At 54.6% G+C, this 11618-nt stretch carries 11 protein-coding genes and 1 riboswitch; of the genes, 2 read left to right on the forward strand and 9 right to left on the reverse strand.

Annotated elements, in window-relative coordinates; all coding sequences use genetic code 11:
• Positions 1 to 181 (forward strand): hypothetical protein (locus tag KQX66_RS21750; protein WP_216794910.1); only part of this gene is annotated, 181 nt, incomplete at its 5' end.
• An 82-nt stretch (positions 182 to 263) separates the two neighbouring features.
• Here KQX66_RS21750 and KQX66_RS21755 read toward each other — a convergent pair.
• The 9 genes from KQX66_RS21755 to KQX66_RS21795 all read right to left on the reverse strand — a co-directional run bounded on the left by KQX66_RS21755 (position 264) and on the right by KQX66_RS21795 (position 10989).
• Entirely contained in the window at positions 264 to 2027 is a 1764-nt protein-coding gene (locus tag KQX66_RS21755) for an ABC transporter ATP-binding protein (protein WP_216794911.1), read from the reverse strand.
• Positions 2024 to 3784 carry an ABC transporter ATP-binding protein gene (locus KQX66_RS21760; protein ID WP_216794912.1) on the reverse strand — a complete coding sequence of 587 codons (1761 nt, stop codon included), beginning with the start codon at positions 3782 to 3784 and terminating at the stop codon, positions 2024 to 2026. The genes KQX66_RS21755 and KQX66_RS21760 overlap by 4 nt, the downstream gene beginning before the upstream one ends.
• 199 nt (positions 3785 to 3983) lie before the next feature.
• The gene (locus tag KQX66_RS21765) at positions 3984 to 5066 is read right to left on the reverse strand and encodes a VanZ family protein (RefSeq protein ID WP_216794913.1); all 1083 of its coding nucleotides are present in this window, start codon (positions 5064 to 5066) and stop codon (positions 3984 to 3986) included.
• Between the two features lie 134 nt (positions 5067 to 5200).
• The gene (locus tag KQX66_RS21770) at positions 5201 to 5644 is read right to left on the reverse strand and encodes a GNAT family N-acetyltransferase (protein ID WP_216794914.1); all 444 of its coding nucleotides are present in this window, start codon (positions 5642 to 5644) and stop codon (positions 5201 to 5203) included.
• 18 nt (positions 5645 to 5662) lie between these two features.
• On the reverse strand, positions 5663 to 6352 hold the full coding sequence (locus KQX66_RS21775) for a metal-dependent hydrolase (protein ID WP_216794915.1): 690 nt from the start codon (positions 6350 to 6352) through the stop codon (positions 5663 to 5665).
• Positions 6353 to 6488: 136 nt separating this feature from the next.
• Positions 6489 to 6851, reverse strand: coding sequence for a response regulator (locus KQX66_RS21780; RefSeq protein ID WP_010494316.1), 363 nt, complete (start codon positions 6849 to 6851; stop codon positions 6489 to 6491).
• Positions 6852 to 6948: 97 nt separating this feature from the next.
• Positions 6949 to 7032: riboswitch (cyclic di-GMP riboswitch) on the reverse strand.
• Between the two features lie 125 nt (positions 7033 to 7157).
• The gene (locus KQX66_RS21785) at positions 7158 to 9590 is read right to left on the reverse strand and encodes an EAL domain-containing protein (RefSeq protein ID WP_216794916.1); all 2433 of its coding nucleotides are present in this window, start codon (positions 9588 to 9590) and stop codon (positions 7158 to 7160) included.
• A 184-nt stretch (positions 9591 to 9774) separates the two neighbouring features.
• Positions 9775 to 10194 carry a DoxX family protein gene (locus tag KQX66_RS21790; RefSeq protein ID WP_216794917.1) on the reverse strand — a complete coding sequence of 140 codons (420 nt, stop codon included), beginning with the start codon at positions 10192 to 10194 and terminating at the stop codon, positions 9775 to 9777.
• A gap of 33 nt (positions 10195 to 10227) precedes the next feature.
• Complete coding sequence (locus KQX66_RS21795) at positions 10228 to 10989, reverse strand: DODA-type extradiol aromatic ring-opening family dioxygenase (RefSeq protein ID WP_216794918.1); 762 nt, start codon at positions 10987 to 10989, stop codon at positions 10228 to 10230.
• Positions 10990 to 11133: 144 nt separating this feature from the next.
• On the opposite strand from KQX66_RS21795, the gene KQX66_RS21800 reads away from it, so the two are divergent.
• Positions 11134 to 11478: a winged helix-turn-helix transcriptional regulator gene (locus tag KQX66_RS21800; RefSeq protein WP_216794919.1), complete on the forward strand. Its 345-nt coding sequence runs from the start codon at positions 11134 to 11136 to the stop codon at positions 11476 to 11478.
• The last annotated feature ends 140 nt before the right edge of the window (positions 11479 to 11618 follow it).

Raw genomic sequence — 11618 nt, forward strand, 5'->3', positions numbered from 1 at the left:
AGAAATGGTACTCCATTACTTCGACGAGCAAGGGTTAAACACCTTCGTTGTATCGTTATTCCGCTGTAGAAAAAAAAGCGAAGCCGATGCTCTCAAAAACACATCGGTTTCGCCGCAATCTAACCGCCCAGACACCGTGGTGGTCCTGACGTTCTGTTCTCATAACCTTCCACACTGTTGAAGCATGTCGACTCCTGCGCTTGCCCGGGAAATGGACAAAGCGCAGCAGCCCCCAACAAGCACCTAACCCCAGCGAGCCCCTCCTACGCCTCGCCGCGGTGCCACAGCCGCTGCAGCTCCGCATTCGATTCCAGCAGCTCCTCCAGCGTGCCTTGGGCATCGACGCGTCCGTCCTTCAGGACGACGATGCGATCCGCCCGGGCCAGTGCCGCTTTGCGGTGGGAGATGACCAGGCAGGTCGCGCCTTGCCGCAGTTCTTCGAGCCGCTCCCACAGCTTCCCTTCGGTATCGACGTCAAGCGCGCTTGACAGATCGTCAAAGACGAGCAGTTCGGCGTCGCGTACGAACATCCGGGCGGCTGCGGTACGTTGGGCTTGCCCGCCCGACAGCTTCACGCCGCGCGGCCCGATGACCGTGTCGAGGCCATGCGGCAAGTACCCGAGATCCTGCTCCAGCACGGCGGAGCGGATCGCCCGCTGGAGTTGCTCCGGCTCGGCATGCATGCCGAGCAAAATATTGTTCTCCAGCGTATCGCTGTACAGCCGCGGGATTTGCGGCGTGTAGGCGCTGCGCGGCGGAATGAAAAAGTCGTCCGGCTTCGCCACAGGCTCCCCGTTCCAGCGAATAGCTCCCGCCTGCATGGGCAGCAGCCCAAGCAGCGTGCGCGCCAGCGTCGTCTTGCCGGAGCCGACCCGCCCGGTAATGACGGTAAACGAACCGCGCGGCAGCGTCAGGTCGATCCCTTCAATCCCCCGTCCTGTTTCGGGATAGCGGTATGTCAAGCCGCGTACCTCCAGCGTCTCCAAGGTCCGGCCGCCGGCAACCGCAGCCCCTTCGTCCATTTCCGGGAGGCTCCCCCGCAAATGCAGCGGATGGTACTCCGTCAGCCTTTCCTCGTCCGCCCCTTGCAGCAGCGTCACCAGACGGTCCTTCGAAACCGTGCTTTGCTTAAAGTAAGTCATGAACTTCCCGAAGTTTTGGATGAACTGCGTCACGAACGTCAGGTAATAAACGAACAGCGCGAAATCGCCGACCGTAAAACTGCCGTCCCGCATCGATTGCGCGGCCAACAGCAAAATCAATCCGGTTCCGAAATTGACCGCATTGGAGAAAATCGACTCCAGCGTCGTGCTTAGCAGCCGGTCCTTCAGCATCGCTTCCCGGCGCTGGTCGTTCAACCTCATGAAACGTTCGATGACCCGGTCTTCCGCACCCGCTACCTGAATCGACTGCACCGTAGAGAACATTTCGCTGATCGCTCCGGTGACCTGGCTTGTCGCTTCCCGGCTCGCCGCCCGGTATTTTTGCAGCATTGTCGTCGACAATTGAGCGATCGTCACAACAACGACTAATGGCAAAAACACCCACAGCGTCATCTCCAAGTTAATACGAATAAGAATGTAGCACGATACCGCAGCGAACAGCGTCATCCCGAACGAGTCCACCGACCAGCTGACCGTTTCCTCCACCTGCTCGACATCGTCCCGGAACGAGCTGATCGCCTCGCCCGGCGAGATCGGAATCGCCCGCGCTCCCGGTTCCTTGAGCACATGACGCAGCAGATTCCGGCGCAGCAGCGCCGCGACGCGGAATCGGAACTGAACGTCCGTGATAAAGCCGAACACGATCAGTACGACCCGAGCCAATGCCGCCAGCAGCAGAAAGAGGACCAACGTCCAAATGCCGAAGCTATAGGCGGCATGGCCCGACAGCTCGTCGAAAAACGCTTTCGTCACAAGTCCGGGAACGATCGGGGCCAAATAAATCAAAGACCAAGCGAGCGCATTCAAACTATAAAGCCCCAACCGGTAACGCGTCAGTCGCCATAAAAACGAAAAGGTCGTCATACCAGCATTTCCTCCATTCCGACCTTCAGCATCCCGCTGTAGCGGGAATCCGGGTCGGCCCCGAGCTTTGCCCGGTCTCCTTCCTCGGCGATCCGGCCGTTGTCGAGAATAAGAATGCGGTCCGCACGCTGGATCGTCGCCAGCCGGTGGGCGATAATAATGCAGGTCCGGCCTTGCAGCAGCCGGTTCATTGCCCGCTCGATGCGCTGCTCGGTCGCCGGGTCCAGCCGGGAAGAAGCCTCATCAAGAATGACGAGTCCCGGATCGGACAAGAACACCCGGGCAAATGACAGCAGCTGCGCCTCGCCTGCGGACAAGCCTCCGCCCCCGGACTCCAGCATCGTATCCAAGCCGCCGGACAGCGAACGGAGCCACGACTCCATTCCCAGCTCCCGAAGCACTTGCTCCACCCGCTCGTCGGAGATCGTCTCGTCAAAGAACGTCAGGTTGTCGCGAACCGTTCCTTGGAACAGCTCGATCGACTGGGTCACCATCCCGACCCGGCTGCGCAGCTGCTGCAGCTTTGCCTCCCGAATATCCGTCTCCCCAAGTACAATCCGCCCTTCTCCCGGATCGTAAAAACGCAGCAGCAGGCGCGCCAGCGTCGTTTTACCGCTGCCCGTCCGGCCAAGCAAGCCCAGCACCTGCCCCGGCTCCAAGCGAAAGCTCACGTCCTGCAGTGTCGGGCTATCCGCCTCGTAGCCGAAGCGGACGCCCTCGAACGCCACCGACAGCGCTCCCTGCGGCACCGGCGTACCCGGTCCGTCTTGAATCACCGACTGTGTCTCCAACAGCTCCTTCACCCGGACAATGCTGGCGTCCGCCTTTTGCAAATCCTCCATCTGCGTGCGGATTTGCTCGATCGGTTTGGCCATCAGCTCAGTGTAGTAAAAGATCATGTACACGGTACCGAGTGTAATCGACCCTTTTTTCCATAAATAAAAGCTCAACACAAACGCAACCGCATTGCCGATCGCAAACACGATCAAGGTCGTGATCCACATCGACGCCCAACCGAGAAACGCACGCACGCGGACCGGCAGCCATTCGCGCAGCAGCTCGTGATACCGGCGCATCACATATCCGGTCGCGCCGTTGGCCCGCGTATCCTCCGTCCCTTCCAGATGCTCGCCCAAGAAGCCGTAAAACTTCGCGCTCACCTGTCTCAATTTCCCCCAATGAGGCACCGCAAACTTCCGGATATATTGGATAGCGACTATCGCGAACACGACAAAAAAGAGCATGCCGACGCCGATCAGCCATCCTTCCCGGAAGAGCAGCACCAACATCCCCGCCACCAGCACGAGATTGCTCAGCAGCGTAATGACGAAGCTGGAGAAAAAGTTGGACAAATTGTTGATATCCCCATCCACCCGCTCAATGATCACGCCGGACGTTTGCGACTTATGAAACGTCATATCAAGCTTCAAGCAATGATCGGCCACATCGCCGCGCAGCTGATTCGTTGCCTGCCATCCGACATTCGCGCCTACATACGTTGCGGCCACGGCAACAACCTGCTGAATCAGGGTGACGACAATGAACAGACCGCCTGCGATAAGCAAGGGCCTGGTGCTTGACTGGGACTTCGCCGTATCGATGAAATAACGGATAATTTGCGGATTCACCAACTGCATGGCAATGCCGCTTACGAGCAGAACGGCCAGCAAAATCATGCTTTTGCGCTGGGACTTCAAGTAGCGGCTCAGCAAGAGGGCGTATTCACGAACCGGTATTTTTCGTATGGCATTCTTCAACCTCTCCGCCCCTCCTTTATCGTACAAACATTTTATCACAGGAAACACTTGTTCGCCATCCATTTCCAAAAGAAAAAACAATTTTAACCAATTTCCCAAACCTATCGGCAGCCATGCGTTCGATATGTCCAAACGAAAAAGACGGCCGCGGTGCCGTATTCAACAACGGCGACACAAGGCCATCTTCATAACCGGGTTTCTACGTGATCGAATGCTTCGTCTCGCTCCATCGCTCGTAGAACAGCATCCGGTCCCGCCGAACGAAACAGAGCAGCGCATGAATGCCAAAGACAAGGTTCAGGAGTCCTGCTACAAGCAGTAACGGGATCATCACCATCGAAGGGAGATGGTTCATTTCGCCGCTGATAAACAGTACATTAGGACCGCCAATCCCAAAATACAGCGAAATATAGCGGACCAAAAGCGCGTGCAGCGTCAACCCGCCGTCCCTTCCGTCCAAGCGAATGCGCACGACCCGCTTGCCCAGCGTTCTGCCTTCGGTCAAGTATGGGACGACGACAAAATAGAAGAGGACCGCTCCAGCGAGCGGAAGCAGCATATGCCGCCCCAGGAAAAATAGAACGAACGGCGACAATACCGCCCAATCGATCAGCCACGCGACAAAACGACGGGTGTAGCTGACACGCGTAACGGACAGATCGACGCCTTCGTCCAGCGTATCGCTTTTGGGCATAAAGGCCGTCAACCATGGAGCTATCGCATAACCGACCAGGCCGCCTGCCGTATTAAGCATCAGATCGTCCACATCAAACAGACGGTAAGGGCAATCGTAAATCCCATACAGTCCCGTTCCCTGCGTCACTTCAAAAAACAGCGACACCAGAAACGTCGTCACCGCCGTTCGCACAATGCGGCGACGGAAATAATAGCGCAAAAACACGCCCAAAGGGACAAGCAGCAGTACATTGAACGCTACTTGCAGAACCCCCCGTTCCCCGAACACCTTAAGATAGGTTGCCGGATTGTTCCACTGCAGGCCGGTTTCCCGCAGAAAATCGCGAACAAACTGGAACGGCACCCATTGATTGAACGAGCCCGGCGTCCCGGAGCAAGTATGCCGGGTATCCGGCAGCGGCAGGATGACCAGGTACAGGGCGCACAATAAATACAGTAAAAAAGAATACAGGACAATGACGCGTATTTTATTGACGTAGCCGTATTTCCGGTACTGCACGATCAAAAACGGCAGCGTAAAGACGAACGCCAGCAGCGGAAACGTCTGCAGCGCGAAGCCGATTGGAAACAAATAAGCTTGAAACATTGTCGTTCACACCCATGCTGTAATATTTACTAAAAATTATAACGGAAATACGGCTTACATGAGTGACATTATTGTCACCTTGTACACGCAAAAAAACACGCCAAACATCAGCGTGTCATGCAATTTTGGTTTCTTTACAGCTCCTTGCGCATACGCACGTGCCAGATCCCGGCGTCGAGGAACGGCTCGGTAGAAACCGTTTTGTAGCCTAACTTCTCGTAAAACGCCTCTGCATGGGTTTGGCCGTCCAGGATGATCGCCGGAACGCCCTGCGTCCGGATATCCTCTTCCATCGCCTGAATGATCTGACGCCCGAGTCCGTATCCGCGGTACGGCTTCATCACGGCAATCCGCTGGAGCTTGGCCGTCTTCCCGTCGTACATGATCCAGCGGGCAGCCGCGGCGGGTTCATTTCCGTTCATGATCAGAAAATGCTTTGCCGCGCTTGGCGAAGCATCATAATCATCCATCTCTTCTTCCGGAGAAACCCCTTGCTCTTCCACGAACACGCGAATACGTACGGCAAAGCAGTCGCGAAGCTGTTCTTCTGTATGTACAGGCACAATGCTCAAATCCATGATGTCTTTTCCCCCAAGCTATAACGTAAGTTTTTCTCCCGGCTGCAGCACCTGGCTCTGGATGCCTTTATCCCGAAGTCCGGCGGCGAAACGGTCCGCATCCTGAACGATCGGCGGGAACGTATTGAAATGAAGCGGCACGACCGCTTTCGCGCCCAGCCACTCGGCGGCTTGAGCCGCATCGTCCGGTCCCATCGTAAATACGTCGCCGATCGGCAGAAATGCCAGATCGATCTTGTGGCGCTGACCGATCAGCTTCATATCGGAGAATAAGGCCGTGTCTCCGCTGTGAAGAATCGTCAGCCCGTCCCACTTGATCACATATCCGCCGGGCATGCCGCCATAGATGATCTTTTTCTCTTCCTCCAGCACGATTCCCGAGCTGTGGAACGCTTGAATCATCTCGATCTCCGCGAATCCGATCGACGCTCTGCCGCCGATATTCATCGCGAAGGTGTTCAGACCTTGCCAGCTCATGTAAGTCGCCAGCTCGAACGTTGCAATGACCGTTGCATTATTGCTTTTGGCGATGGGCACGGTATCGAGAATATGGTCGGGATGGCCGTGTGTAAGAAGGACATATTCCGCCTTCACATCCTCGGGCTTGGTTGTCGCCAGACGGTTCCCGGAAATAAACGGATCGATGATTAAGGAATGTCCTCCGCGAGTCAATTGAACACAGGAATGACCATGATACCAAATCTCCATACGACCAGCTCCTTATTTTCATTCGAATAGTAGCTTTTACGAATTCTATTGTACCAAAGAGAAGACGCGAAACTCAAAAAAGAAAGGCACCGTTCCTGCCGGCTCCTTCCGCAGCTGCACCTATGTATCGTCAATCCTAGCTCGCAAACGCCTTTTTCAAAGCCTCCCGGACCCGGTCCTTGCTGAACGGCTTGACGATAAAGTCGCTTGCTCCCATCGAAACCGCCCGAATCAACAGCGCCTGCTGGCCCATAGCCGACACCATGATTACTTTGGCGTCGGGGTCCATATTCTTGATCTCTTCCAGTGCGGTGATCCCATCCATCTCGGGCATCGTAATGTCAAGCGTAACAAGATCCGGCTTCAGTTCAGAGTATAATGTCAGCGCTTCCAGTCCATTGCTCGCCTCGGCTACCGTTTCGTAACCCAATTCCTGAATTACGTTTCTCAGTATCATCCGCATAAATAGCGAATCGTCCACGATCAAGATTTTTTTCACGCCGAACTAGCCCCCAACCCGTTGTTTTTATACACAAAAAAATAAGACCGCCCCAAATGCCAAAAGGGAGGCCGTGTTCGACTATTTCCTCTTGTCCTTCGGCAGCTGGCTGACATCGTGTTACACCTTAGTCCCTATAGCTTTGCGTCCTTGACTTTCGTCAAGTTTGCCATGTCTGTGACAAAAAACGATTGTAAATTGTATTATAAGCATCCTATTGAAAAAATACAAGTATAACGCCAAGAAGACCTCTTCGCAACATCCCCGCCATTGAAGAGTTACGTTTGAGAGGCCTTATACTTTGGCTCACGCCGGCTCAGCCGAACGGGCCATGTTTTGCAAATATCGTTCAAAATCATCCGGCGGCAGCGGCGGGCTGTAATAGTAGCCCTGTACCAGATCGCATTTTTTGTCGCGCAGAAAGTCGATCTGCTCCTGTGTCTCCACGCCTTCCGCGATGACCTGCAGGCCGAGATGGTGCGACATGGCTACAATCGTAGCGACAATCGACGCCCCGCTGGACCCGTGGGCAATGTCGCGTACGAACGATTGATCGATTTTCAGCTTGTCAATCGGGAATCGGTTCAAGTAGCTGAGCGAGCTGTAGCCCGTGCCAAAATCGTCCATGCTGACTTGCACACCGATTTGCTTCAACCGGCGCAGCGTCGTTTCCGCATTGTTCGCATCTGCGGCCATCATGCTTTCCGTAATTTCCAAATCGAGATATTTCGGCTCCAGACCCGATTCGTGCAGCGCTTCCCGGATCGTTTCGATCAAATGCGGCTGCTCGAACTGCTTGTTCGACAGGTTGACGGAAACGGGCATCGGCGGGAATCCGGCTTCCTGCCACGATTTGTTTTGCCGGCAGGCCATGCGCAGCACGCGTTCGCCGATCAGATGAATCAGCCCGCTTTCCTCGGCGACCGGGATGAATAGTCCCGGCGATACGAGGCCTTGCTCAGGATGCCGCCAGCGCACGAGCGCCTCGGCTCCGATCACCTGCCCCTGCATATTCACCTGCGGCTGATAATGCACCTCGAACTCATCCCGCTCCAGCGCAAGCCTCAAGCCGTTCTCAAGCGCCAGCTTCTGCTCGGACGCTTCGTCCATTTCCGACGAATAGGCCTGTATCCGGTTGCGCCCTTGCTTTTTGGAATAAAACAACGCCGAATCGGCATGCTTCAGCAGCATTTCTCCGTTAGCGGCGACAGGCTGTACCGCATAGCCGATCGTGAGGCTGAGATGCACTTTGTGCGCTCCCAGCGTAAAGGGACGCTGGAGCCGCTCGTGAAGCTGCAGCGCTTCCGCGGCCGCTTCGCTTTCTCCTCCCGCAATCCCGTGCAGCAGCACGGCAAACTCGTCGCTTCCGATTCGCGCGATGACCTTGCCTTCGCCGGCGGCGTGGTGCAGACGGTCCGACAGCTGCCGCAGCAGCCTGTCCCCTTGCTTTTGCCCGATCGAATCGTTGATCAGCTTGAAGCGGTCGATATCGATAACCAGAAGCGCCCTTTCGATTTCTTCTTCCGCCTCCGTCAGTCCGTTCAACGTTTCCAGCAAATAACGGCGGTTCGGCATCCCTGTTAAATCGTCCCGGTAAGCTAGGTCGTTAATCCGGCGCTCCGCTTGCTTCTTTTCCGTGATGTCTTGACATATCCCGAACAGACCGGTGACCTCCCGGTTCACGACAATGGGAACGCAGGTGACGCTCAGATCTATAGCTTTCCCCTGCTTATGCCTAATGGTCATTTCGAACTTTTGGGGGATGCCCTTGACGGATTCCGCAAACCTCCAGTTCAGCTCATCGGTACTCCAAAGCTCCGAAATACGGCTTAAGCTTCGTCCTACGGTCTCCTCCGCCGAATAACCCGTTATCGCCTCGACCGCCGGATTCGCGGCGATGAATCGCCCTTCCAGGTCAATGGAAAACACCGCGTCCGTATTGTAATCAAACAGCGATTGAAAATGCTGCTCGCTTTCGTGAAGCTTGGCCGCATGGTACGCCAGCCTTTTGTCCACGAACGACGTCACAAGCGCAATCCCCAGCAGCAACAGTGTCATCAAGCCAATCACGTAAGCAATCAACGACGTTTCCACGCTCAGCTCGTTGTTTATCCAATTCATATGATCGAGACTGATGAAGCGGGCTGCCCCCATTCCCGTGTAATGCATGCCCGAAATTGCCGCGCCCATCACCAAGCCGCTGCCGACTTTACGGTAAATGCGGGATCTGCCAATGTCATCGCGAAAATAAAAGGTCAGCCGCATTGCGGCCATTGACGCAATCACGGCAACAACAACGGATAGGCTCAAGACGAGCGGGCGGTATTGAATGACCGCGTTCATCTTCATCGCCGTCAGTCCCGTATAGTGCATGCCTATGATGCCAAAGGCCATAAACAGACCGCCGACAGTCCAATTGCGCCATCCGAAATGTCTGCCCCCGACCGAAGCCAAGGCAATATACGAAGCGCTGACGGAAAATACTATGGAAAGCAGCACAAGGGAGACGTCGTAATGGACCTCCATCGGGATCCGGTAAGCAAGCATTCCTACAAAATGCATCGACCAAATTCCAAGCCCCATGGCTAGCGCTCCGCCGCTAAGCCATATTAATCTGGTACGTCCACGCGCCGCATTGATTCTTCCGCCCATATCCAGTACGGTATAGGAAGCCAGGACCGAGATCGCATAGGAAAGAAAGACCAAAAACCAGTCATAGGTGCCGATCATTTGCTGCATAGTCTTTACCTTCTTTCCAATTTGATCCTTTTCTTTTCTATATTATACCTACGAGGCCTATATACCGTCTACATCTTTTTGTCGAAATAGCTCGAATATACTAAAGATGTCGAAAAGATTGCACCCCTTTTCGAGCATGCAAAAAAAGCAGATCGGCAGACCTGCTTCTTTGTGTATCTGTGATTTACGCGGCGGCGCGTTTCGATTTGCCTGCAAACAGCAGGCTGTCGAGCGACAGCAGCGAGCTGCCGGCTATGGCCAAAGCCAGCGCCATGACGAAGAACGCCAAATCCAATTCGTATCCGGCCATCTGCGGACTTCCCAAAAATCCGCCGGCCCATTTCGCCTTCACGATAGCGCCGGCCATGAGCAATGCGAACAAAGTCGAAACGATCCGTGTGCCAAGGCCCAGAATCAGGGCGATTCCTCCGGCCACCTCGATAATCCCTACAACATAGGCGGCAAAGCCCGGAAGACCTATGCTTTCAAACCAACCGGCGATGTTGCCGATACCGCTCTGAAATTTGACCACGCCATGAGCCAAAAACGAAATGCCAAGCACCAAACGGATTAACAGCAGACCAACCTCGTATTTCTTATTCAAAAGTTCTCTCTCCTTATTTTCGAATCGTACTCGTTAAAATTGCAAACACATATAGCTGAGCGTGCCTAAATCGTAGCTCCGATGGATCACCTGAGCTTGCCCTTCCCCGCTTCCCATCGCGATGAACAGCGGCACGAAATGCTCCGCTCTCGGCACAGCCTGACGGGCATACGGAGCTTGCTCCGCATACTGGAACAACGCATTCAAATCGCCGGACTGCAGCTTCTCCAGCAGCCAATCGTCGAAGGCGACCGCCCATGGTTCCGGCGTCTTCTGGCCCCAATTCAGCATCCGGAGATTGTGAACGGTTACCCCGCTGCCGATCACCAGGATCCCTTGCCGTCCCAGCCCGCGAATCGCCTCGCCGATCCGGTATTGCCGCTCAGGGGCAAGATAAGGATTCACCGATACTTGCACGACCGGTATATCCGCTTTCGGAAACATGCGATGAAGCAGCGTCCAAGAGCCGTGATCAAGCCCCCTTGCCGAATCGGTGCGGACTTCGATGCCGTTTGCCGTCAGTTTTTGTTCGAGCATCTCCGCGATCGCCTTGGACCCTTTGGCCGGATACTTGACCTGATACAGCTCATCCGGAAATCCGCCGAAATCGTAGATCGTATCATAGACATCGTCCGTCGATGAAATCGTCAACGTCTCGCTTTCCCAATGCGCCGTAAAGATGACAATCGCCCGGGGCTCGTACTGCTCGCCCAATTTCGCCAAAAAATCGGTATAAGGCGTCTGCTCGATCGCGAGCATCGGAGAGCCGTGCGCTAAAAATAAAGCTGGAATCATCATGCTACCCCCAAGTAATAAGGTTACTTTATGTAAGTAAGTATATAATAATAATTTATCTATGTCAAGTAACTATATTTTTGTTTGCAACTATATTATTTTTGATAATTGCGGTATAATAGAACTAAAGCGAGGTGACGGGATATGAATCAGTCTTCAGTGTGCCCCAGATTCGAGAAAGGCATGCGGATCGTCAGCAAGCGATGGGCCGGGCTTATTATCCATCAGCTGCTTAAGGGACCTCAGCGGTTCTGCACCATCGAGACGGCCCTTCAGATTAGCGGAAGATTGCTATCGGAGCGATTAAAAGATTTGGAGCACGAGGGGATTGTTAAGCGGGACGTGTATCCAGAAATTCCTGTTCGCATCGAGTATTCTCTCACGGACAAAGGCCGTGCTCTGGCTCCTGTCTTCCGGGAAATGGAAAAATGGACGAGCGCTTGGATAGAGCTCGATGAGGAACCTGCGGCCGATCCGCTTACGAAATAAACGCATGCAAAAAGGCGCCGACTGGCGCCTCAGAGTGTTGAGAAAGTGGTCAAATGGGACAATAGAGGTTACGATGGGATGGGGTATCCACTTCCGACCGCTCTTGTCATCGGGAAATTTTAATTGGAAGCTGCTTAGCA

Origin of the sequence: Paenibacillus oleatilyticus (assembly GCF_018998565.1) — a bacterium.
GTDB lineage: Bacteria > Bacillota > Bacilli > Paenibacillales > NBRC-103111 > Paenibacillus_G > Paenibacillus_G oleatilyticus.